This is a genomic window from Asanoa ferruginea, from assembly GCF_003387075.1.
Lineage (GTDB): Bacteria > Actinomycetota > Actinomycetes > Mycobacteriales > Micromonosporaceae > Asanoa > Asanoa ferruginea.
The window spans coordinates 1820034-1842729 of record NZ_QUMQ01000001.1; the positions used below are offsets into that span (position 1 = coordinate 1820034).

Below are 22696 nucleotides of genomic sequence, written 5' to 3' on the forward strand. Positions count from 1 at the left end.
CTCGCTTAACCCCAGCGGGCCTGTTCGAGCAGTTGCACCGCCCGTTCCCGGGCGCCTTCCTCGTCTGAGCGCAGCAGCGTGGTGGCCGCGTCAACCGCTTCGCTCAGGGTGCGCCAGCGCGCGTCGCGCTCGCGGACGTCTTCACTGTGTGCGGCCAACTGGCGACTCTTCGTCCACAGGTCGACGAAGACCGAGACCTTGGCGCGCAGCACCCACGGGTCGAACGGCTTCGTCAGGTAGTCGACCGCTCCCGCCGCGTAACCACGCAGCGCGAGTTGGGCGTCACGGTCGGCCGCGGTCAGGAAGATGATCGGCACGTGCCGGGTCCGCTCGCGGCGTTTGATGTGGTTGGCCGTCTCGAACCCGTCCATGTCGGGCATCTGGGCGTCCAACAGGATGACCGCGAAGTCGTCGACCAGGAGCTGTTTGAGTGCCGCCTCCCCGCTTTCGACCGCGACGGATTTAACCGGCAGCCCTTGGAGGATCGCCTCCAGCGCGAGGAGGTTTTCCTTACGGTCGTCGACCAGCAGTGCCTTCGCCGTCCCACTCACCGTCCCACCCTAACGGTCAAACCGCTCCGCCTTCCTGGGTCGGCTGGCCGGCGGTGCCGTGCACCCAGCTCGCCATCAGGTTGATCAGCTCATCGAGGTCGACCGGTTTGGTGATGTAGTCGGTCGCTCCGGCGGCGATCGCCGACTCCCGGTCGCCCGGCATCGCCTTCGCGGTGAGGAAGACCACCGGCAGGCCGACGTTGTGGTGGTTGCGGCGGATCACCCGGGTCGTCTCGTAGCCGTCCTGGTCGGGCATCATCGCGTCCATCAGCACGATGTCGACCTCGGGGTGCTCGGCCAGGGCCCGCACGCCGTCGCCGCCGTTGTCGGCGTAGAGCACCGACATGCCGTGCAGCTCCAGCGCGCTGGTCAGGGCGAACACGTTGCGCACGTCGTCGTCGATGATCAGCACGGTGGCGCCGTCGAGGGCCCGGCTGGCCGCGCTCGGCTGCCGCACCTGGTCGGTCGACGGGCGCAGCAGCGGCTGGGTGATGGCCCGCGGCGGGACCGGTGCGGGCATCGGCGCGACGACCGCGTCAGGTGCCAGCACGTCGGGCACGAGCAGGGTGAACGTCGAGCCGACCTCGGGCTCGGAGACCACCGTGATGGTGCCGCCGAGCAGCCGGGCCAGGTCGCGGCTGATCGACAGGCCGAGCCCGGTGCCGCCGTAACGGCGGCTGGTCGTGCCGTCGGCCTGCTGGAACGCCTCGAAGATCAGCGAGAGCTTGTCGTCGGGCACCCCGATGCCGGTGTCGATGACCGAGAACGCGAACACCCGGTGTGCCGCCTGCAACGCCGGCGAGTCGAGGTCGGGGCTCGGCTCCGCGGTCTGGATGCGCAACGTCACCTCGCCGCTGTCGGTGAACTTGACCGCGTTGGAGAGCAGGTTGCGCAGGATCTGCTGGAGCCGCTGGGCGTCGGTGATCAGCATCTCCGGCAGGTCGGGCGCCACCATCACCTCGAACCGCAGGCCCTTGTCTTCGGCCTGGGGCGCGAACGCCTGCTCGACGTAGCCGCGGATCTCGTCGAAGGCCAACTCGGTCGGCGCGACGTCCATCCGGCCGACCTCGATCTTCGACAGGTCGAGGATGTCGTCGATCAGCGAGAGCAGGTCGGAGCCCGCACTGTGGATGGTGCGGGCGAACTCGATCTGCTTCGCGGTCAGGTTCTCCTCCGGGTTGTCGGCCAGCAGCCGGGCTAGTAGCAAGAGCGAGTTGAGCGGGGTACGCAGCTCGTGGCTCATGTTGGCGAGGAACTCGGTCTTGTAGGCGCTGGCCGCGGAGAGCTGCCGGGCCTTCTCTTCCAGACCGATCCGGGCCAGCTCGATCTCGCGGTTCTTCGTCTCGATGTTGATGTTCTGGTCGGAGAGCAGCTTGGCCTTCTCCTCCAGCTCGTTGTTGGTGCGCTGCAACTCGGCCGACTGCTCCTGCAACTCGTGCGCCAGCCGCTGCGACTGGGCCAGCAGCTCTTCCGTACGCCGGTTGGCCTGGATGGTGTTCAGCGCGATGCCGATGGTGGCCACCAGCCGCTCCAGGAACGTCAGGTGCAGGTCGGAGAACGCGTCGATGCAGGCGAACTCGATGACGCCGAGCACCTCGCCCTCGAACAGCACCGGCAGCACGACCAGGTCGCGCGGCTTGGCGTCGAGCATCCCGGAGCGCAACGTGAGCGTGCCGGTGGGCTCGGCGCCGACCCTGATCGGCCGGCGCGACAGGGCGGCCTGGCCGACCAGTCCCTCACCGGGGCCGAACACCACGTGGTGGTCGCGGGCGACGTAGCCGTAGGAGGCGGTCAGCCGCAGCCGGACCACGCCCTCATCGGTGTCGGCCAGGAAGAACGCACCGAGCTGGGCGTCGACCAGCGGGGTGACCTCCGTCATGATCATGCGGCAGACCTCGCCGAGGTCGCGCTGGCCCTGCAACAGGCCGCCGATCCGGGCCACGTTGGAGTCGAGCCAGCCCTGCTCGGCGTTCTTCTTCGTGGTCTCGCGCAGGGTGACGATCATCTGGTTGATGTTGTCCTTGAGGTCGGCGACCTCGCCTTGGGCCTCGACCGTGATCCGCTGGGTCAGGTCGCCCCGGGTCACCGACGTGGACACTTCCGCGATCGCCCGGAGCTGGGTGGTCAGCGTCGACGCGAGTTGGTTGACGTTGTCGGTCAGGTCACGCCAGGTGCCGCTGACCCCCTTGACCTGGGCCTGGCCGCCGAGCTTGCCCTCGATGCCGACCTCCCGGCCGACCCGGGTGACCTCGTCGGCGAAGCTGCTGAGCTGGTCGACCATCGTGTTGACGGTGTTCTTCAGCTCCAGGATCTCGCCCTGCGCGTCAACCGTGATCTTCTGACCGAGGTCACCGCGCGCCACCGCCGTGGTGACGGAGGCGATGTTGCGGACCTGGCTGGTCAGGTTGGACGCCATCGAGTTGACGTTGTCGGTCAGGTCACGCCAGGTGCCAGACACGCCCTTGACCTGGGCCTGACCGCCGAGTTGACCCTCGATGCCGACCTCGCGGGCCACTCGGGTGACCTCGTCGGCGAAGCTGCTGAGCTGGTCGACCATCGTGTTGACCGTGCTCTTGAGCTCGAGGATCTCGCCCTGGGCGTCGACGGTGATCTTCTGGCTCAGATCGCCCCGGGCCACGGCCGTGGAGACCTGGGCGATGTTGCGGACCTGGCTGGTCAGGTTGGACGCCATGAAGTTGACGTTGTCGGTCAGGTCACGCCAGGTGCCGGCGATGCCACGGACCTGGGCCTGGCCGCCGAGCTTTCCTTCGGTGCCGACCTCGCGGGCGACGCGGGTGACCTCGTCGGCGAAGCTGCTGAGCTGATCGACCATCGTGTTGACCGTCGACTTGAGCTCGAGGATCTCGCCGCGGGCGTCGACCGTGATCTTCTGGCCGAGGTCGCCCTTCGCGACGGCGGTGGTGACGCTGGCGATGTTGCGGACCTGGCTGGTCAGGTTGGACGCCATCGAGTTGACGTTGTCGGTCAGGTCACGCCAGGTGCCGGAGACGCCCTTCACCTGGGCCTGACCGCCGAGCTTGCCTTCGGTGCCCACCTCGCGGGCAACCCGGGTCACCTCGTCGGCGAAGCTGCTGAGCTGGTCGACCATCGTGTTGACGGTGTTCTTCAGCTCCAGGATCTCGCCGCGGGCGTCGACCGTGATCTTCTGGCTCAGGTCGCCCTTGGCGACGGCGGTGGACACCTGCGAGATGTTGCGGACCTGGCTGGTCAGGTTGCCGGCGAGCTGGTTGACGTTTTCGGTCAGGTCGCGCCAGGTGCCGGAGACGCCGCGGACCTGGGCCTGACCGCCGAGCTTGCCCTCGGTGCCCACCTCGCGGGCAACACGGGTGACCTCGTCGGCGAAGCTCGACAGCTGGTCGACCATCGTGTTGACGGTGTCCTTCAGCTCGAGGATCTCGCCCTGCGCGGCCACGGTGATCTTCTGGGAGAGGTCACCGTTGGCGACGGCGGTGCTCACCTGGGCGATGTTGCGGACCTGGGCGGTCAGGTTGCTCGCCATGGAGTTGACCGAGTCGGTGAGGTCTTTCCAGGTGCCGGCCACGTTGGGCACCGCCGCCTGGCCGCCCAGCTTGCCCTCGGTGCCCACCTCGCGGGCCACCCGGGTGACCTGCTCGGCGAACAGCCGCAGGGTGTCGGTGAGGGCGTTCATCGTGTCGGCGAGCGCGGCCACCTCGCCCCGGGCGCTCACGGTGATCTTCTGGCTGAGGTCGCCCCGGGCCACGGCGGTCGCCACCGCGGAGATCGACCGCACCTGGTGGGTCAGGTTGGACGCCATCGTGTTGACCGAGTCGGTGAGGTCTTTCCAGGTGCCGGCGACGCCGCGCACGTCGGCCTGGCCGCCCAGCTCACCCTCGGTGCCCACCTCACGGGCCACCCGGGTGACCTCGTTGGAGAAGCTGGAGAGCTGGTCAACCATGGTGTTGACGGTGCGGCCGATGCGCAGGAACTCACCGCGCAGCGGGCGGCCGTCCATCTCCAGGGCCATGTGCTGCGAGAGGTCGCCGTCGGCGACGGCGACGATGACCCGGGCGATCTCGGTGGTCGGCCGGCCCAGGTCGTCGATCAGCGAGTTGATCGCCCGCTGGCTCTCCGCCCACGACCCGTCGTAGCCCTCTTCGTCGAGCCGCTCGGTCAGCCGGCCGTCGCGGCCGACGATCCGGGCGATCCGCCGCACGTCGAGATGTTGCCGCTCCTGCATGGCGACGACGTCGTTGAACGCGTCGGCCACCTCGCCGGCCTGGCCCGCCCGGCGGGGCAGGCGCACCTTGAGGTCGCCCCGGGCGACCCGGCGCAGGGCCTCGGAGAGCTCCGCGAGCTGTCGCTGTGAATCGGCCAACTCCCGACGCTGATTGGACTCGTCAGCGGCGGACTGGTCCGCGGCGGTGATCGTTTTCGCCGTGGTCATGGTTCCTCGCTCGGTCTGCGTGTGAGGTATCGACGGGGGGAGGCCGCCGGCAGCCCTCCCATCATGGCCTTTGCCGCAAGCCGGACGCGAGGCCACAGGCCCGACTCATGAATCCGGGTGGGATCTCGCTCTTTTGCGGGGGTTCCGTAGTCGACCGATCACGGTGTGCGATCGGGCGGCGACATGATTCGCGAGACATGCCCGGGCGTGGCCAGACCGGGCGGCTTGGAACATTCCGCCCCGGCGGGGCAGGATGCTAAGCGTGTCAGGGGAGGTCGTCGCGGGCCAGGTCGAGCACATCCGTCATGTGCGGCTGCCCGCCGACCGGCGTACGCCGGCAGCGGCGCGGGCGCTGGTGCGGGCCGTGCTGGCCGAGGCCGGCCTCGACGATCTCAGCAACGAGGCACTTCTGCTGACCACGGAGCTGTCCACCAACGCGGTGGTGCACGCGGGCACCGAGCTCGACATCGAGGTCGCCGCCGACGGAGTGGGCCTGACCGTGACGGTCACGGACTTCGCGGGCGGACCCATCGAGACGGTGCTGGCCCGACCCCGCCCAGACACTTCTGACCTTTCCGAAATTTCTGAAATTTCGGAAAGAGGGCGTGGGCTCCTCCTCGTCGATCATTTCGCGGCCCGGTGGGGAACGATCCACGAGGGCGCCCGCAAGGGTGTCTGGTTCCGGCTCGACCGGCCGGCCGCGGCTGCGCCGCCGGCCCAGGCCGTGGTGCCCCGGCAGCTCGCCACCGGCTCCGCGCTCGGCAGCGGCGCCGTGCTCGGCAGCGGCTCGGGGCTCGGCGGCGGCTCCGCGCTCGGCAGCGGCTCCGTGTTCGGCGGCGCGCCGGCTGTGCCCGGCCCGACGCCGACCGCCACCGAGATGGCCGCCCTCAGCCAGACCGCGCCGGACCCTTACGCCGACGACCCGCTCCCCGACTTCGCCGCCGACCTGCTGGCCCGGGTGGCCGAGATGGTCGGCGCGGCCGGCGGCGTGGTCCGGCTCGACCGCGGCGACGGCAGCGGCCCGCGGTCGCTGGCCCGCTACGGCCGGCCGCCGCGCCCCGACGACGAGCTGGTCCGGGTGCCGCTGGCGGTCAACCGGCCCTACAACGGCGAGCTCGAGTTGGACGCCGCGCCGTCGGCCTACGCCCGGCCGCTCGCCGCGCTGGTGGCCGAGCGGCTCTCCCTCTACGTCGAGAACGACCGCCTGCGCCGGGCCGACCTGCGCCGGCAGAGCTGGCTGACGTTCCTCGCCGAGGCGAGCGAGTTGTTGGCGCAGTCGCTCGACGTACACCTGACGATGGCTCTCATCCCTCAGCTCGTGGTGCCGCGGCTCGGTCAGTGGTGCGCGGTGCACACGACCGACGAGTGGGGCCGGCTCGACCTGGCCGCGGCCAGCCACGCCGACGAGTCGGTGCTGCCGCGTCTGCACGCGGTGCTCGCGGAGACCGGCCCCGATTCGATGCTGGCGCGGCTGCGCGAGGCGTCGCGGACCGAGTCGCAGGTGATGCTCGGGCCGCCGATGGAGGGCTTCGCGGTGCCGCTGGTGGCGCGCGGGCAGCGGCTCGGCACCCTCGCCGTCGGCCGGCACCAGCGACAGCGGCACGACCCCGACGAGGTCGCGGTGATCGAAGACGTGGCCCGCCGCGCCGGCCTCGCGATCGAGAACGCGCGGATCCACGAGGAGCGCCGCAAGGTCGCCCACACGCTGCAACAGTCGCTGCTGCCGCCGGTGCTGCCGGTGGTCAAGGGCATCGGCTTCGCGGCCGAATACGTGCCGACGGGCGACGCCGCCGAGGTTGGTGGCGACTTCTACGACGTGGTGCCGCTGCCCGACGACCGCTGGCTGGTGGTCGTCGGCGACGTGTCCGGCAAGGGCGTGCCTGCGGCCGCGGTGACCGGCCTGGTCCGCGACGTGATCCGGGTGCTGGTGCACGACGGCCGGCCGCTGCCCGAGGCGCTGCAACGGCTCAACGAGACGCTGGTCGAGCGCGGCGCCGGCCGCTATTGCACGCTGGCCCTGGCCGCGGTCGGCCCGGCCGCCTCCGGTGAAGGCGACCTCGCGGTCTCCCTGCACCTGGCCGGGCACGACCGGCCGGTCGCGGTCCGCGCCGACGGACGAGCAACTTTCGTGGGTACGGGCGGCACCGCGCTCGGCCTCCTCGACGAGGTCGCGACGCCGGTGGCCGAGCTGACCCTGCGCCCCGGCGACGCGCTGGTGTTCTACACCGACGGCGTCACCGAGCGGCGGCGCGGGCGCGACCTGTTCGGCCCGGAGCGGTTGCGCGACGCCGCCGCGCCGCTGGCCGGCTATTCCGCCGACGTGGTCGCGGGCCGGCTGAAGACCACGGTGCTCGGCTTCTCCGCCGACGCGCCGCGCGACGACATCGCGATCCTCGTGCTGCGCAACGACTTCGTGCCGGGGTAATCCAGGCCGTGTCCTGTCGATCGTCGTGAGCCGAGACGGAGTCCAGATGTTGTCTGGTGGTGGCCCGGGATTGCCGGGATACCGGTGTTGTATCTCGGTGATCCCGGGACGCCGCCAGGCGGCAGCTGGGCCCGGCGCAGGCCGCGATGATCGACAGGACACGGCCTAGATGGATCGGATCCGGTGGTCCGTTGATCGGGTCGATCCGGCGCCCGGTGAGCGCATTTTGGAGATCGGCTGCGGGGGCGGCACGGCGGTGGAGCTGGTCTGTGCCCGGCTCGGCAGCGCCGGATCCGTGACCGCGATCGACCGGTCGCTGACGGCGGTGAAGAAGACGCTGGCCCGCAACGCTTCGTGTGTCGCCGCCGGGCGGGCCACGGTGTTTCAGGCCGCGTTCACGTTCGAAGGGCTGGCGCGGTTGGCCGACCACTCGTTCGACAAGGTGTTCTCCAACAACGTGAACCTGTTCTGGACCAGCCCGGCCGAGGAGGAACTCGCGCTGCTGCGCCGGCTGCTGGTGCCGGGCGGCACGATGTTCGCCTGCTGGGGGCGGGGCCCGACGGCCGGGCGCTCCGACCAGATCGCCGCGCGGGCGGCGGCCCGCTTCACGAGCGCCGGCTTCCGCACCGAGGTGACCTCTTTCGAGGGAATGCAGTGCGTAGCCGCCACACCGATTCCGACACCCTGAGGGCTATGTCCGTTTAGCGTGGTTCAATGGCCACCCCCACCACGGCGCCCGGGTCCAACAAATACACCGCGCTCGCAGCAATGGTGTTCGCCGTCGCGATGACGTTCATCGACCAGACGATCGTGTCGATCGCCGTGCCGGACATCTCCGGCGAGCTGGGCATCTCGGCCTCGGCCATCCAGTGGGTGATCAACGGGTACCTGCTGTCACTGTCGGCCTTCTTCGCCTTCGGCGGCCGGCTGGCCGACATCCTCGGCCACCGCCGGATGGTGCTGATCGGCGTCACGATCTTCGCGGTCTCGTCGGCCCTGTGCGGCGCGACCCCGAAAGGCGACGGCGCCGAGGCCTGGCTGATCATCTTCCGGGTCATCCAGGGCTTCGGCGCGGCGCTGCTCTTCCCCGCCGCACTGGCCATCGTGGTGGCGGCCTTCCCGCTCCAGCAACGCGGCCGGGCGCTGGCGATCTTCTTCGGCATCAGCGGCGGCCTGACCGCGATCGGCCCGATCCTGGGCGGGTGGCTCACCCAGTACACGTGGCGGGCGATCTTCTGGGTGAACGTACCCGTGGCGATCATCGCAGTTGTCCTGACCTTGCTCGCCCGGGTGAACCCGTCGCACCGTCGCGAAAAGCTCGACTGGCGCGGTGCGTGCCTGATCGTCGCGGGCATGGCGCTGAGCGTGCTGGGCCTGCAACAGGCCAGCACGTGGGGTTGGGACAGTTGGCGCACCTGGCTGTCCATTGTCGCGGGCATCGTGATCCTGGTGATCTTCGTGCTGGTCGAGCTGCGCACCGAGGTCCCGCTGATCAAGGTCCGGATCTTCAAGGACCGCGCGTTCACCATCGACAACGCGGTCCTGTTCTTCGGCCTGATGGCCTTCGTACCCCTGTTCTTCTTCGCCAGCGTCTACTCGCAGCTCTCGCTGGGCCTGTCCGCGAACGGCGCGGGCCTCTACCTGTTGATCTTCTTCGGCGGATTCGTGGTGGCCGCGCAGATCGGCGGCCGGATGCTCGACAGCGGCGGCGCCCGAAGCCCGCTGATCCTGGGCTGTGCGATCGGCACGATCGGCTTCGCCTTGTGGGCCCGCAGCCTGACCACACTCCAGGAAGACAACCAGTGGTATTGGATCGTGCTCTCCGGCGCCGGCATCGGCTTCTTCCTCGGGCCGGCGAGCACGGACGCGGTCAACCGCGCGATCAACGCGTCGTACGGCGAGGTCACCGGCATCACCCAGACGCTGCGCAACTACGGCTCGAGCCTGAGCCTGGCCATCCTCGGCACGGTCCTGCTCCAGGTCGGCCGTTCGAAATTCACGGACTCGCTGACCGGTCTGGGTGTGCCGCCGGCTGATGCCTCGGCGGCCGCGAACTCGCTGATGTCGTCGACCGGCGGCGGCGCGACGGCCGCCAACGCCGTGCCACCGTCGATCCGCGAGGCGGCGTTCGCGGCGATCCAACGGGACTACGCCGAAGCGAGCCGGGTCGTTTTCTACGGGATGGCGATCGCCTTGTTCGTGGCGCTGTGTTTCGCGCTGTTCCACCCCGGCGGCAAAGTGACGGTCGAGAACTCCGAGCCGGCCGGGCCGGCCCGAAAGTCCGAGCCGACCGGCCCGGTCGAGAAGTCCGGGCCGGTCGAGAAGTCCGGGCCGGTCGAGAAGTCCGGGCCGGTCGAGAAGTCCGGGCCGGTCGATCCGCCGGTCGCGCCGGCGTAGGGGTCGGGGTTTCGCCGGCCGCGAACGAGCGGGCCCGGTCCTCCCAGCGGGTATACGGTCGGCGTAGGGCCTCTGCTGCCCGTTCGCGGGTGCCCCACGCGCGCTGCGGCCGGTTGGGGTCTTGTGCCGGCTGCCCACCCGTCAGCGCTTTCGGGATCGAGGCGGCTGGCTTGGTCCGGGTCGCGCGGGCGAGATGTGTCGCCGCAGCGTCGTCGACAGTGGAGGATGGCGTCGGCGGTGGATGGCCGGTTCCAGTTCAGGTTCGGTGACGACGGAGGGACTGACGACGATGCCGCTCGACGACCGGCCACGCCGGTGGAACATCACGCCCGGGAGTCCGCAGTGGTCGGAGCAGCCGCCGCCGGTTGAGAGCGGCCCCCCGCTATCACCCTGGCTCGAGGAGAAGCTCTTCGACCGGCGCATCGTCATCCTGCAAGGCTCGGTGACCGGCGCGGCAGCCACCCGGACGGTGGCGGCCCTGATGACCCTCGACGTGCAGGGCGGCGACCCGGTCGAGCTCCACCTGCGCAGCCCCGACGGCGACCTCGACGCCGTCTTCGCCGTCATCGACGCCGTCGACGTCATGCACGCCCCGGTGCACGCCTTGGCCTCAGCCGAGATCGGCGGCGCCGCCGTCGGCCTGTATGCGGTCGCCCCACACCGCAAGGCCTTCCCGCACAGCCGCTTCCGGCTCCGCGAACCCCGAGCGGCCGGCGTCGCCGGCACCGCCGAAGACGTCGCACACGCCGCGGGCCAACACCTCCGCGCCCTCGACGACCTGATCGTGCGCATCGCCGAAGCCACCGGCCAACCCCGCAGCCGCGTCGAAGACGACATGTCCCGCGGCCGCCAACTCACCGCGGAAGAGGCCCGCGAATATGGCCTCGTCCACGAGATCATCGCCCCAGGCAAGAAGGGCGACCCAGCCTGACCGGCCACAAGGCCCACGGTCACCCACCCGCCAGGAACGGCAACCCGGCCCGACCAGCCTCAAGGCCCGCAGCCTCCCACCAGCAGGAACGGCAACCCAGCCCGACCAGCCTCAAGGCCCGCAGCCTCCCACCAGCAGGAACGGCAACCCAGCCCGACCAGCCTCAAGGCACGCGAGCCACCCTCCCGCCAGGAATGGCGGCCTGACAAAGCCGGCCGCCACGGCCGTCGTCGTGTGGCGACAACCGCGGGCCGAACCAAGAGGATCGGCCGTAGGCCTTCGGCTAGAGGCCGCCGATGTAGCGGCCCGGCGCCATGCGCCGATGTGGGTCGAAGCGTTGCTTCACCTCCCGCAGCGTGGGTAGGGCGGCCACCGGCCCCCAGAGGTCGATCGACCGCCGTACCGATGGCGGCGCCGACGTGACCACGCACGTGCCGCCGCGGAAGAGCAGCACCCCGCGCACCGCCGTCAGGATCGCCGACACCCGCTCGACGCCCAGGCTTGCCGGGAGAGCGGCGTGGACGACGCCGGTGCCGGCGGCGCCGCGGACCGGGACCGGGCCGCCGACCGCGTCGCGAAGCGCGTAGATCGCCGCGTGCAGGTCGCTGATCGGCACCTGTAGCCGGAGCGCCACCTCGCCCGGCTCGAACGGGTAGCGGTGCCACCAGCGGGGTGGGGTCTCGACCGCTCGGGCGTCGCCGCTCAGGACGGTGACCAGTTGTTCGGCGCGGTCGAGGACCTCGGCTCGGCCGCCCTCCAGGAGCAGGGCCACCGTGCCCGGGCCCTGGCGGCTGCGTTGGCGCGGGATCAGGATCGCCCGGTGGGCGGGCAGGTCGACCTCGATCGCCGAGGGGGCGACGGAGGCGGCCAGCGCCTGGCGGACCAGGTCGTGCACCTCGAGCGGGGTCCAGACCGAGCGGGTCACCCAGACCCGGGCCGCGGGAGCGGCCTGGGTGCGCAGCGTCGCCGAGACCAGCAGTGCCAGCGCGCCCTGGGAACCGCACAGCACCTGGTTGAGGCCCGGCCCGTCGGCGGCGCGCATCGACCAGCCGTCGGCGTGGTGCAGCCGGCCCTCGGCATCGATGTAGCTCACCCCGGTCACCTGCTCGCACGGCGTGCCGTAGCGATGCCGCAGCGGGCCCGCCTCGTCGGCCGCCAGGATGCCGCCGATCGTGGCGCCGGCCGAGCGCGGGTCGCAGGCCAGCCGGTGGCCGCGCTGGCCCAGCGTGGCCTGCACCGCCCGCAAAGGTGTCCCGGCGCCGACCTCGACGGTGAGTTCGCCCGCGTCGCGGTGCCAGATGCCCGCCAGCCGGCCGGTGTCGATGAGCAGGTCGAGCCGGGCCGGTGGGGAGCCCCAGTCGAGCTTGGTCGCGGCGCCACGCGGGATGACGGCCAGGTTGTGGCTCGCGGCCAGGGCCAGGACGGCCGCAGCGGCCTCGACCGTGCCGGGTGCGGCCACCCAGCGGGCGGGCACGCCGGCGACCTCGTCGGCCGGGCCGGCCTCCCGCGCGAACTGCGGGCCACAGATCGCTGCCAGACGCCGCCCGACGTCGGAGTCGCCCGCCACAGTCATGCCGCAATCGTACACATGTTCGAATGGCCTGCAACGACTGTCCACAGCCGGCCGGGTAGCGTGACTTCCGTGACCGACGAGTCAAAGCCCCCTGTCGCGAAGCGGGTTCACCGCGAACGCACCCATCACGGCGACACCATCGTCGACGAGTACGCATGGCTCGCGGAAAAGGACGATCCCGACACGCTCGACTACCTCAAGGCCGAAAACCGCTACACCGAGGCGGTGACCGCCCACCTCGCGCCGCTGCGGGAGAAGCTGTTCGGCGAGATCCGGGCCCGCACCCAGGAGACCGATCTCTCGGTGCCCACCCGGATGGGGCAGTTCTGGTATTACACCCGCACCGTCGAGGGCCAGCAGTATCCGATCCACTGCCGGGTGCCGCTCGACGACCCGACCGACACGACGCCGCCCGCCACCGGCGACGGCGCCCCGCTGCCGGGCGAGCAGATCCTGCTCGACGGCAACGCGCTCGCCGAGGGGCACGAGTTCTTCTCCCTGGGGGCGTTCGACGTCAGCCCTGACGGCAACCGGCTCGCCTACTCGACCGACTTCACCGGCGACGAGCGCTTCACCCTGAAGATCAAAGACCTGCGCACCGGCGAGGTGCTTCCCGACGAGGTGCCGGACACCTTCTATGGCACTGCCTGGTCGTACGACGGTGGCACGCTCTTCTATCTGACCGTCGACGACGCGTGGCGCCCGCACCGCGTGTGGCGGCACACGGTCGGCGCACCGACCGGCGACGACGCGATCGTCTACGAGGAGCTCGACGAGCGGTTCTGGGTCGGTGTCGACCTGACCCGCTCGCAGCGCTACGTGCTGATCGACGCCGGCAGCAAGATCACCAGCGAGGTCCGGGTGATCCCGGCCGACGACCCGACCTCCGAGCCGGCGTTGATCGCGCCGCGGCGGCAGGGCGTCGAATACTCCGTGGAGCACCACGGGCACCGCTTCCTGATCTTGCACAACGACGGCGCCGAAGACTTCGAGTTGGCCTACACGTCGGTCGACGACCCCAGCGGCTGGGTCACAATGGTTCCGCACCAGCCCGGCACCCGGCTCGAGTCGGTCGACGCGTTCGCCGAGCACCTGGTCATCTCGTTGCGCCGCGACGGCCTCAGTGGCCTGCGGATCCTTCCGCTCGGCGAAACCGACGGCTATGACATGCGGTTCCCCGAACCGATCTACAGCGTCAACATCGATTCAAACCCGGAATACCAGACCGCCAGCGTACGGCTGCGCTACACCTCACTGACCACACCGGAATCGGTGTACGACTACGACCTGGCCACCAGTGAGCTGATCCTGCGCAAGCGCAAGCCGGTGCGACCCGGCCCTGACGGGCGCGAGTTCGACCCGGCCGACTACGAGCAGCAGCGCGAGTGGGCGCTGGCCGACGACGGCACCCGGGTGCCGATCTCGCTGATCCGCCGCAAGGGCACCCCGCGCGACGGCTCGGCGCCGTGTGTCCTCTACGGCTACGGCTCCTACGAGGCCTCGATGGACCCGTGGTTCTCGGTGCCCCGCCTGTCGTTGCTCGACCGCGGCATGGTCTTCGCGGTCGCGCACGTGCGCGGCGGCGGCGAGCTGGGCCGGCACTGGTATGAGGACGGCAAGCTGCTCGCCAAGAAGAACACGTTCAGCGACTTCGTCGCCTGCGCGCAGCACCTCGCCAAGGCCGGCTGGACCTCGCCCGACCGGCTGGTCGCCCGCGGCGGCTCGGCCGGCGGCCTGCTGATGGGCGCGGTGGCCAACCTCGCGCCGCAGGCGTTCACGGCGATCGTGGCCGAAGTGCCCTTTGTGGACCCGCTGACGTCCATCCTGGACCCGTCGTTGCCGCTGACCGTGATGGAGTGGGAGGAGTGGGGCAACCCGCTCGCCGACGCCGAGGTCTACGAATACATGAAGTCCTACTCGCCCTACGAGAACGTCTCCGATGTGGACTATCCGGCGATCCTGGCGGCCAGCAGCCTCAACGACACCCGGGTGCTCTACCACGAGCCGACCAAGTGGGTGGCCCGGCTGCGGGCCACCGCGGAGCGCGGCCATTACCTGTTGAAGACCGAGATGGGTGCGGGCCACGGCGGTCCGAGCGGCCGCTACGACGCGTGGAAGGACGAGGCCTTCATCGCGGCCTGGATCCTCGACCGCGTCGGTCTCGCTGGCTGAATGAACGCGAAGGGCCTATCCGGTGTGCCCGGATAGGCCCTCGACCAGCGCTGTCAGTTGGCCAGCGCGGCGCCGATGATGATGCCGAGCACCGCGCCCACCACGCTCGCGCCGGCGGCATACCAGCCGAGCGGCTTGTCGCCGAGCATGGCTGCGACGATGCCCAGGATCAGGCCGAGCAGGCCGAAGGGCAGCGGAAAGAGGAGCACCGCGCCCACGGCGAAGACGAACGCGATGATGGTGCAGATGCGGGCGGCCGAGCTACGCGGCCGTGCAGGGCTGGTCGGGTAGGACATGCCGTCACTCCTCGGTTTGTCGGGACGGCGAAGTCATTACCCAACCGGCCCCCGAGATATTCAGGCGGTTGCCGCCACCGACAACACTGCCGGGTCGACGTTGCCGCCCGAGATCACCGCGACCGTGCGTCCTTGGCGCAGCAGGTCGCGGCGGAACAGGAACGCCGCCGTCGCCACCGCCCCGCTCGGCTCGACGACGAGCCGGGAGCGTTGCACCAACCTGGCCGTCGCGGCGGCGATCTGCGCCTCGGTGACGGTGATGATGCCGTCGAGCCGCGCCCGCAGGTGCGCGAAGGTCAACTCGCTCAGCGGCACCCGCAGCCCGTCGGCGCTGGTGCGGACCAGATCCGCGACGTCCCAGTTGACCAGCGTGCCGCGCTCCAGCGACTCGTGCGCGTCGCCGGCGAGTTCCGGCTCCACACCGAACACCTGCACGTCGGGCCGGCTGGCCTTGATTGCGGTCGCCACGCCGGAGGCGAGCCCGCCGCCGCCGACCGGGACCAGCACCACCTCGACGTCGGGACAGTCGGCGAGGATCTCCAGGCCGACCGTGCCCTGCCCGGCGATGATGTCGCGGTGGTCGTAGGGCGGGATCAGCGTCAGCCCGCGCTCGTCGGCCAGCCGTTGCGCTTCGGCCGCGCGCCGGCTCGGCGGGACCATCAGGATTTCGGCACCGATGTCGCGTACGGCGGCAATCTTGATCTTTGGTGCGGTGTCCGGGATGACGACCACGCAGGGTGCGGCGTAGACCCGGGCCGCATAGGCGAGGGCCTGGCCGTGGTTGCCGGACGAGTGCGTGACCACGCCGCGGGCGCGCTGCTCGGGAGTCAGCCGGGAGACCGCATTGGTGGCACCGCGGAGCTTGAACGAGCCGACGGGTTGCAGGCTCTCGGGCTTGAGGTGCAGGCCGGGGGCCCAGGCGGCCGGCAGCACGGTGGTGCGCACCACGGAGCCGGCGATCGCCCGGGCCGCGGCTTCGACGTCGTCGACCGAGATGAGGTCGACCGTCACCCCTCGCTCTCCGGACGGGCAACGTAGACACCCTTGCCCTGGCGACCGTCGAGCAGGCCCTCGGTCTTGAGGACCAGCATGGCGGACTCGATCGTCTGGCTGCTCACGCCGTATTGCGCGCACATCTCGCGCTTGGTCGGCAGCTTGGCACCCGGCGCTAGTCGACCATCCTTGATCTGCTCGCGGAGGTCGTCGGCGACACGTCGGTAGTCCGGCTTGTAAGGGGACATCGGCTCACTTCCGAGTTGGCCTGTCCAGTAGATCACCCTGTTTGCAATCTTGCAACTACAAGACGACTAACCAAAGTTGCGAGGCAATGTAGACGTGCCAGAGTTGCCCTGACAGCATGTGTATCTGAAGGCGTTCGCTTCCGAGTTGGCCCTTGCGAGACGGGCTCCTTCACCCCCGGTTCGGGCACCGCGCCCGTTCCGAGCCGGGGCGGGCCCGGCGACCCGTCACCGACCCGCCCCGGCGACTCCAGATGGCCATGCCCGCTCCCGCGCACGCCCCAGCGTGATCCCCCGCGGGAACCGGTCAACGGCCTGCGGCGGCAGCGGTCCGTGACGCAAGGTCCGGGCCGCTGTCTGTCGCGGACCCTCGAGGAGCTCGGCGGATGTTCTTCAAACGCCCAGACCCCGCCCAGGTGGAGGCGTGGAACCGCACCTACCTGGAGCACACCCGCGACCCGCAGGACCCGAGCCGATGCGCGGTCTCCGGGTGCACGGGCCGGTTTCCGTGCGCGCCTCGGGTCGAGGCTGCGGAACTGCTGATCCTGGCCGGCATCGGCGTGCCCGACGACCCAGGTCAATAGGCGGACCTGCAAAGGCGTTTACCAAGAAATCGGGCTGGGACCACCATGGGAGCGCACGAGGAACTGCCATCGCAGCAGACGAGGCCGACGGCTGATCGAATATCTGTCGGCGCACCCCGGTTCTGTTCCTCCGCCAGCGCGGATTTAGCACCCAACCAGTCGAACGTGGTTCAGCTCTGCTTCGCCGGTGGGCGGGCCGGACCGGCGGCGATTTGGGCCAGGCGGGCGACCGCGGCCACCACGATCGCCTCGGTTTCGGTGCCCTGCAACGGGAGCTTTTTGCGCCGGCGGACCGCCCACGTGTGGTTGAGGTCGTCGACGAAGCGTTGCCGGTCGGACAGGAACGCCAGCTCCGGGTCGGCGCGGGCCTGGTCCCACATCAGCTCTTCGGTCGCGGCCAGTAGGGCACGTCCGAGGTTTGCCCATGCCAGCGGCAGGTAGGCGGCGGACTCGACCCGCTCGGCCGCGCACGAATAGAGACAAGCGATCGCGTAGAGGGTGCTCGAGTCGGCGGCGGCCTTTGGCGGCTGGTCGCGCAACTCCTCGGCCGCTACCGCGGTCGCGGCCGGGTCGCCGGAGAGTAAAGCGCACTTGAGGCGGCGGACGCGTTGGCGCTCGCGTTCGTCGGCCAGCTCCGTCGCGGTCGCCGAGCCGGCGTTGTCGCCTGGGTTGGTGGCCAGCCGCTGCTCCGCCTCGCCCCAGCTCTCGCTCGCGTCGAGGAACGCCCGACGGGCCTTGGCCTCGACGTTTTCGACGCGGTAGGCGAAGCCCAGCCGCTCTTGCACCGCGCCGCGGATCGACGCCGGGCGGTGGTAGGCGCTCAGTGCGGTGCCGACCTGGGAAAGGTCGTCGAGTGCCTCGGCGCCGAAGGCCAGCGAGTGGTCGGCGAACTCCTTCATCGCGTCCAAGGTCAGCGCAGCCGCCAGCATGCGCTGGAGCTCGAGGCGGGTGGTCAGGGTCTTGCGCCGGCTCAGCCACGGCACCGCCAGCGAGCGCGCCGGGGTCGCCCGCAGCCGGCGGGCGACCAGCCGCAGCGCCACCCAGTGCGCGGCCGGCTCGATCAGGGTGACCAGGCGCTCCTGCCACGACTGGCCGGCCGGTTGGACGCCCGGCGGCTCCCAGAGCGTCGTCGCCGCGATCGGTGATCCGTCGAGCTCGTGCAGCTCGATCGCGAGCCCGAGCCGCTGGTTGCCGCTCTCGCCGCGGAGCAGCGGCGCCGTCTGCACCAGGCAGCCGCGTGGGTTGGGCAGCGCCGAGCTGAGCGCGCCCAGGATGCCGTCGGCCTGCCCCGGCGCGACCGCGCGCAGGCCGTTGGCCACGGTCGCCATCGTGTCTTTGGCCGCCGAGGTGATCGGCTCGGTGTCGTTGGTGATCGCGACCTCGGCCGGCAGCCGGCGCAGCCGCACGTCGCGCCGGAACACGTCGTCGACGATCCCCCGCGCCGCCGCGGCCTCGTCGGTCAGCGCTGCCTGGACGCGTTGCCGCAGCCAGGGTGACAGCGTCAACGCCTCGCCCTCGCTGCCGGCGATCGCCGCTGGCAGGGGTGCGGTGTCGTTGATGACGAGTTGCTGGCGCAACCGCTCGCGGATCGCCCGGGACAGCCCGACCAGGATCACCACCACCGCGACGACCGCGGCGGCGGCCAGCGTCGCCTTGCTGATCGTGTCGGCGAGCGCGCCGACATCGTCGATGCTGAAAGCGAGCAGGGGCCGCGCCATTGCATCTCCAATCGTCCCGGCTCAATCTAGAGAAAGCGCCGCCGTCGGGCGACCCCTGTGGACAACCAGCCGAGGGAGGGAAGGTGCCGGAGAGCTTCCTGCCGTCGCGACATGGGTTCACATTCGACAACGTGTGGCCCGCCCAACCTGCCGTCGTCGTGCCGACCCCGTTCGGCGACGTGCCGTTCGGCAAAGCCAACGGTGGTCTCTGCGGCGGCATGGTGTTCGCCGCCCTCGACTATTGGAACGCCGGCCGGCAACCGCCCGCCAGCCGCCCGCCGCTGGGCACCCCGCTCTACGCGTTCATCGTCCGCCGCCTGCTGGAGTCGTGGCGGCTGCCCGGCGGCGTCGCGAAATACTACGAGTGGATGGGCATGCCCGACACCGACTCGCCCGGCCTCCAGCTCTTCGGCCGCCCGTTGCTGACCCGGCGCGGCATCGCCTACCGCACCGTCAGCGGCGAGTGGCCGGCCATCCGCGGCGAGCTCGACCGTGGCGCGCCGGTGCCCCTCGGCGTGATCACCGTGGCCTCGCGGCAGCCCCGCGACCTCGCGCTCAACCATCAGGTGCTGGCCTACGGCTACACCAACACGGGCAACGAGATCAAAGTGAAGGTGTACGACCCCAACCGCGGCCGCCGTGACGACATCGCGATCAGCTTCAAGTCTGGCGCCGCACCGGTCACGTTCAGCCACAACCTCGGCATCGGCGGGCGGCCCGTGCGCGGCTTCTTCCGCACCGGCTACCGCGCCCAGCGGCTACCGTCCGGCGGCTGACATCGCTTTGGCCAACTCCGGCGCGGTCTCCTCGGGCCGGCTGGGGTTGACCAGCAGGCCGGTCGCCAGTTCCAGGCCCGCGAACGTCGTCGTACGCGGGAAGATCTCGACGTGCCACTGGCACCAGCGCGCCAGTTCTCGGGCGTCCACATCAGACGGTCCGGCGTGGACCACGAGGTTGTAGGCCGGGTCGCCGAGCACCTCGGCCAGCCCGCGCAGCAACGCCGGCAGGGTCCGGGCAACGGCCGCGAGGCCGTCGTCGGTCGCGTCGGCCAGCGAGCCGCGCCCGTCATCAGGAAAGAGCACGGTCTGCTGGGGTACGGAGGCCGCGTACGGCTGATAGACCAGCACCCCGTTGTCGGCGACGATCCGCTCGCCGGTGCCGCGCTCGGCGGCGGCCAGGTCGTCGACCAACCGGCGCCCGGTGTCGGCATAGTGCCCGCGAGCCAGCCGCCACCGCGCGGCCAGCCCGGGCGGCGCCTGGTCGAGCGCGACGAGTTGGCTGTGCGGATGCCGCAGCGAGGCTCCGGCGGCCGCGCCGTAGTTGCGGAACACCACAACCGCGGCCGGCCGACCCGCCGCCAGCGCCCGGGCCCGCTCGCGGAGGCCGAGCAGCACTTCGAGGGCCTTCTCGGTGCTGGCGAAGCGCAGGTCCCAGTCGTGCTCCGGCGACTCGACCAGCACCTCGTGGTCGCCGGTCGCCGGGAACCGGGAGAACAGGCCGGTCGCCGTACTCCCGTCTGTTCCTGCTGGGCTCACGATCGGGAACTTGTTGGCGAACGCCCGCACCTGCCACGGACCGTCGCCAGCGGGCAGCCGCATGCGCTCGGGCGGCGTCTGATCCTCATGACCCGGACAGAACGGACAACCGACCGAGGTCGGCCGCGCGTCGTCCGGCCGCTCCGCCCGCCGCGGCGCGCTCAGTCGCCACTCACCCGTTTCCGCGTCGACCCTCGTCTCCGTGATCACATTGTTCAACTTAAGGGATCAAGGAAGGCGTTAGCACTCTTGTGCTAAGTGGCGCTACGCTGCGGTAATGCACGGGATCGCACACCAGCCCTCGATGTTTGACCTGGTCGACGAGCCGACCCTCGGTCGGCTGGAAGATCGCATCCAACGCACCACGCTCACCCGCGGCGCGTGGGTCGACCACCTGCCCGGTTGGGTCGGCGGCTCCGAGTCGATCCTGGAAACGCTGCTCGGCGACATCGGCTGGCGGGCCGAGCGCCGCGAGATGTATGAGCGCGAGGTCGACGTCCCGCGGCTGCTCCGCTGGTATGACGTCGATGAGGAACTGCCGCACCCGCTGCTGACGGAGGCCCGGGAGCGGCTGACCGCCTACTACGCCGAGGAGTTGCGCGAGCCCTTCGTCACCACCGGCATGTGCCTTTACCGCGACGGCCGCGACAGTGTGGCCTGGCACGGCGACACCACCGGCCGCTCGTCGAGCCAGGACACGCTGGTCGCGATCGTCTCGTTCGGCTCGCCCCGCCCGCTGATGCTCCGCCCACGCGGCGGTGGCGGCGACAGCCTCAAGTTCCCCCTGGGCCACGGCGACCTGGTCGTCATGGGCGGCTCCTGCCAGCGCACCTGGGAACACGCCATCCCGAAGACCGCCAAGAAGGTCGGCCCCCGGGTCAGCGTCCAGTTCCGCCCAATCGGCGTCAGCTAGCAGACCGCCCGGCGCCAGACCCCGCAGGCGCCAGACCCGCAGGCGCCAGACCCGCAGGCGCCAGACCCGCAGGCGCCAGACCCGCAGGCGCCAGACCCGCAGGCGCCAGACCCGCAGGCGCCAGGCCCGCAGGCCGACCCGGCGTCAGGCCAGCAGAGCCGGCCCCGCGCCAGGCCAGCAGACCCACCCGGCGTCAGCTAGCGAAAATAGTGGCCGGCGTCCAGGTCGGCGATCAGTCCAGGATGGACCGGGTCCCAGCCGAGCAGTTCCCGGGTGGCCGCGTTCTCCGCCAAGGCGTCAAGGGCGAAGAAGCGCCCCATCCAGCCGAAGTGGTCGACGGCCTGGGCCGCCGGGATGGAAACGACCGGCAGGTCGAGCCCTCGGCCGATCGCCTCGGCGATGACGCGGGTGGGCACGCCCTCGTCGGCGACGGCGTGCAGCGCCGCACCGGCCGGCGCCCCCGCGACGGCGAGCCGCACGAGCTTGGCGGCGTCCAGCCGGTGCACCGCCGACCAGTGGTTGGCGCCCTCGTCGATGTAGGCGGAGACACCCTTGTCGCGGGCGATGCCGACCAGGGTCGCCAGGAAGCCGTGGTCGCCGGGGCCGTGGACGGTAGGTGCGAACCGCACGGACGACGGGCGTACCCCGCGCTCGGCCAACGCCATCGCCGCCTGGATGCCGGCGATCCGCGGGTGGGCGCGCGGGTCGGGTTGGTCCCACTCGGTCGCGGCCCGGCCGGACGCCAGCCCGAGCACGCCGGCGGCGACGACGAACGGCCGGTCGGTGCCTGCCAACTCGCCGCCGATCGTGTTGATCGCCGCCAGGTCGGTCTGTGCCGCGGCCTCCATCCGGGAGAAATCGTGGCTGTAGCCCAGGTGGACCACGCCGTCGCTGGCGGCCGTGGCCGACCGCAGGCTGTCGAGGTCGTCGAGGTTGCCCCGCTGGACCTCGGCCCCGAGCGCGGCGACCGACGCGGCCGCCGCGTCCGACCGGGCCAGGCCGACGACCTTGTATCCGGCGTCGAGCAACTCGGGGATGACGGCCGAGCCGATCCACCCGCTGGCGCCGGTGACGAAGATGCGCATGAGACCCTCCAGTGATGTCACTTGATGACATCACTACCGTAGCAGGTGATGTCACCAAGTGACATGACTAGACTCACTCGCTGTGGGGCGATGGGAGGCAGACGCGAGCGGCCGGCTCCGCGAGGCGGCGCTCCAGCTCTATGTCGAGCGCGGCTTCGAGCAGACCACCGTCGCCGAGATCGCTGCCCGGGCCGGGCTCACCGCCCGCACGTTCTTCCGGCACTTCGCCGACAAGCGGGAGGTGCTCTTCGGCGGTGCGGCCGACCTGCAGGCGCACCTCGTCGACGCGTTGGCCACAGCGCCGACGTCGGCCTCACCCATGCAGGCCGTCGGCGCCGCCCTGGACGCCGCCGCCGCGGCGTTGGGGCAGCACCGCGAACACTCCGTGCAGCGCCAATCCGTCATCAACAGCAATGCCGAGCTACGCGAACGCGAGTTGATCAAGATGGCGACGCTGTCCAACGCGCTGGCTGAGGGCCTGCGGCAGCGCGGCGTCCACGAGCCGGACGCGAGCCTGGCCGCCGAGACCGGCATCGTCGTGCTGCGGGTCGCCTACGAACGCTGGATCAGCGAGCCCGACGGGCCAGACCTGGCCCAGACCATGCGCGACGCGCTCGACCGGCTGAAGACCGTCGCCGGCTGACCGCCCGCGCGAAGCCCGACCAGCCGACCGCGCCGGGCGCCTCAGAGGCCGGCCAACACCAGCGCCGGGCGCTTCAGAGGTCGGCCGGCCGCCCCGCGCGGGGCGGCTTCAGAGGCCGGCCAGCCAACCGCGCCGGGCGCCTCAGAGGTCGGCCAGCCAACCGCGCCTGGCGCGTCAGAGGCCGGCCAGCCAACCGCGCCGGGCGCCTC

18 protein-coding genes are annotated in these 22696 nt (G+C 71.0%); 9 read left to right on the top strand and 9 right to left on the bottom strand.

Going from position 1 to position 22696, the window contains the following annotated elements; genetic code table 11:
• Positions 1 to 5: 5 nt before the first annotated feature.
• Together DFJ67_RS08845 and DFJ67_RS08850 are read right to left on the bottom strand one after the other, a co-directional pair.
• Entirely contained in the window at positions 6 to 551 is a 546-nt protein-coding gene (locus DFJ67_RS08845) for a response regulator (RefSeq protein ID WP_116067435.1), read from the bottom strand.
• 16 nt (positions 552 to 567) lie between these two features.
• A complete protein-coding gene (locus tag DFJ67_RS08850) occupies positions 568 to 4977 on the bottom strand; it encodes a HAMP domain-containing protein (protein WP_116067436.1) in 4410 nt (1469 codons plus the stop codon).
• Positions 4978 to 5230: 253 nt separating this feature from the next.
• Between DFJ67_RS08850 and DFJ67_RS08855 the strand changes: the two genes are divergently transcribed.
• The 4 genes from DFJ67_RS08855 to DFJ67_RS08870 all read left to right on the top strand — a co-directional run bounded on the left by DFJ67_RS08855 (position 5231) and on the right by DFJ67_RS08870 (position 10730).
• A complete protein-coding gene (locus tag DFJ67_RS08855) occupies positions 5231 to 7402 on the top strand; it encodes a SpoIIE family protein phosphatase (protein ID WP_116067437.1) in 2172 nt (723 codons plus the stop codon).
• Between the two features lie 169 nt (positions 7403 to 7571).
• Positions 7572 to 8090 carry an SAM-dependent methyltransferase gene (locus DFJ67_RS08860; protein ID WP_116067438.1) on the top strand — a complete coding sequence of 173 codons (519 nt, stop codon included), beginning with the start codon at positions 7572 to 7574 and terminating at the stop codon, positions 8088 to 8090.
• A gap of 26 nt (positions 8091 to 8116) precedes the next feature.
• Positions 8117 to 9799 (top strand): MFS transporter, encoded by a 1683-nt coding sequence (locus DFJ67_RS08865; RefSeq protein ID WP_203784553.1) that lies wholly within the window; start codon positions 8117 to 8119, stop codon positions 9797 to 9799.
• Between the two features lie 265 nt (positions 9800 to 10064).
• Positions 10065 to 10730 carry an ATP-dependent Clp protease proteolytic subunit gene (locus DFJ67_RS08870; RefSeq protein ID WP_239097676.1) on the top strand — a complete coding sequence of 222 codons (666 nt, stop codon included), beginning with the start codon at positions 10065 to 10067 and terminating at the stop codon, positions 10728 to 10730.
• Positions 10731 to 11013: 283 nt separating this feature from the next.
• On the opposite strand, the gene DFJ67_RS08875 is transcribed toward DFJ67_RS08870, so the two are convergent.
• Positions 11014 to 12303 (bottom strand): FAD-binding oxidoreductase, encoded by a 1290-nt coding sequence (locus tag DFJ67_RS08875; protein WP_116067440.1) that lies wholly within the window; start codon positions 12301 to 12303, stop codon positions 11014 to 11016.
• A 60-nt stretch (positions 12304 to 12363) separates the two neighbouring features.
• Here DFJ67_RS08875 and DFJ67_RS08880 point away from each other — a divergent pair, with 60 nt between their 5' ends.
• Positions 12364 to 14475, top strand: a complete 2112-nt coding sequence (locus DFJ67_RS08880; protein WP_409363007.1) for a S9 family peptidase — start codon at positions 12364 to 12366, stop codon at positions 14473 to 14475.
• A gap of 53 nt (positions 14476 to 14528) precedes the next feature.
• On the opposite strand, the gene DFJ67_RS08885 is transcribed toward DFJ67_RS08880, so the two are convergent.
• From DFJ67_RS08885 to DFJ67_RS08895, 3 genes are read right to left on the bottom strand one after another with little or no spacing between them, the layout of a single operon-like run.
• The gene (locus DFJ67_RS08885; protein WP_116067442.1) at positions 14529 to 14771 is read right to left on the bottom strand and encodes a hypothetical protein; all 243 of its coding nucleotides are present in this window, start codon (positions 14769 to 14771) and stop codon (positions 14529 to 14531) included.
• 60 nt (positions 14772 to 14831) lie between these two features.
• Positions 14832 to 15782 (bottom strand): threonine ammonia-lyase, encoded by a 951-nt coding sequence (locus DFJ67_RS08890; RefSeq protein WP_239097661.1) that lies wholly within the window; start codon positions 15780 to 15782, stop codon positions 14832 to 14834.
• The gene (locus DFJ67_RS08895; RefSeq protein WP_089252336.1) at positions 15779 to 16012 is read right to left on the bottom strand and encodes a winged helix-turn-helix domain-containing protein; all 234 of its coding nucleotides are present in this window, start codon (positions 16010 to 16012) and stop codon (positions 15779 to 15781) included. The genes DFJ67_RS08890 and DFJ67_RS08895 overlap by 4 nt, the downstream gene beginning before the upstream one ends.
• Positions 16013 to 16395: 383 nt before the next feature.
• On the opposite strand from DFJ67_RS08895, the gene DFJ67_RS08900 reads away from it, so the two are divergent.
• Positions 16396 to 16593, top strand: a complete 198-nt coding sequence (locus DFJ67_RS08900) for a hypothetical protein (RefSeq protein WP_116067443.1) — start codon at positions 16396 to 16398, stop codon at positions 16591 to 16593.
• 170 nt (positions 16594 to 16763) lie between these two features.
• Here DFJ67_RS08900 and DFJ67_RS08905 read toward each other — a convergent pair whose 3' ends face one another.
• Positions 16764 to 18311 (bottom strand): hypothetical protein, encoded by a 1548-nt coding sequence (locus DFJ67_RS08905; protein WP_116067444.1) that lies wholly within the window; start codon positions 18309 to 18311, stop codon positions 16764 to 16766.
• 83 nt (positions 18312 to 18394) lie between these two features.
• Here DFJ67_RS08905 and DFJ67_RS08910 point away from each other — a divergent pair, with 83 nt between their 5' ends.
• On the top strand, positions 18395 to 19087 hold the full coding sequence (locus DFJ67_RS08910) for a hypothetical protein (protein ID WP_116067445.1): 693 nt from the start codon (positions 18395 to 18397) through the stop codon (positions 19085 to 19087).
• Here the strand turns inward: DFJ67_RS08910 and DFJ67_RS08915 are convergent.
• Positions 19070 to 20056, bottom strand: a complete 987-nt coding sequence (locus DFJ67_RS08915; RefSeq protein WP_170215767.1) for a galactose-1-phosphate uridylyltransferase — start codon at positions 20054 to 20056, stop codon at positions 19070 to 19072. The two genes, DFJ67_RS08910 and DFJ67_RS08915, sit on opposite strands and share 18 nt — an antisense overlap.
• Before the next feature lie 67 nt (positions 20057 to 20123).
• Here DFJ67_RS08915 and DFJ67_RS08920 point away from each other — a divergent pair, with 67 nt between their 5' ends.
• The gene (locus DFJ67_RS08920) at positions 20124 to 20759 is read left to right on the top strand and encodes an alpha-ketoglutarate-dependent dioxygenase AlkB (RefSeq protein WP_116067447.1); all 636 of its coding nucleotides are present in this window, start codon (positions 20124 to 20126) and stop codon (positions 20757 to 20759) included.
• Positions 20760 to 20956: 197 nt separating this feature from the next.
• Here the strand turns inward: DFJ67_RS08920 and DFJ67_RS08930 are convergent, their stop codons facing one another.
• Positions 20957 to 21844, bottom strand: coding sequence for an SDR family oxidoreductase (locus tag DFJ67_RS08930; RefSeq protein ID WP_116067449.1), 888 nt, complete (start codon positions 21842 to 21844; stop codon positions 20957 to 20959).
• A gap of 82 nt (positions 21845 to 21926) precedes the next feature.
• Here DFJ67_RS08930 and DFJ67_RS08935 point away from each other — a divergent pair, with 82 nt between their 5' ends.
• Positions 21927 to 22487, top strand: a complete 561-nt coding sequence (locus tag DFJ67_RS08935) for a TetR family transcriptional regulator (RefSeq protein ID WP_116067450.1) — start codon at positions 21927 to 21929, stop codon at positions 22485 to 22487.
• Positions 22488 to 22696: the final 209 nt, after the last annotated feature.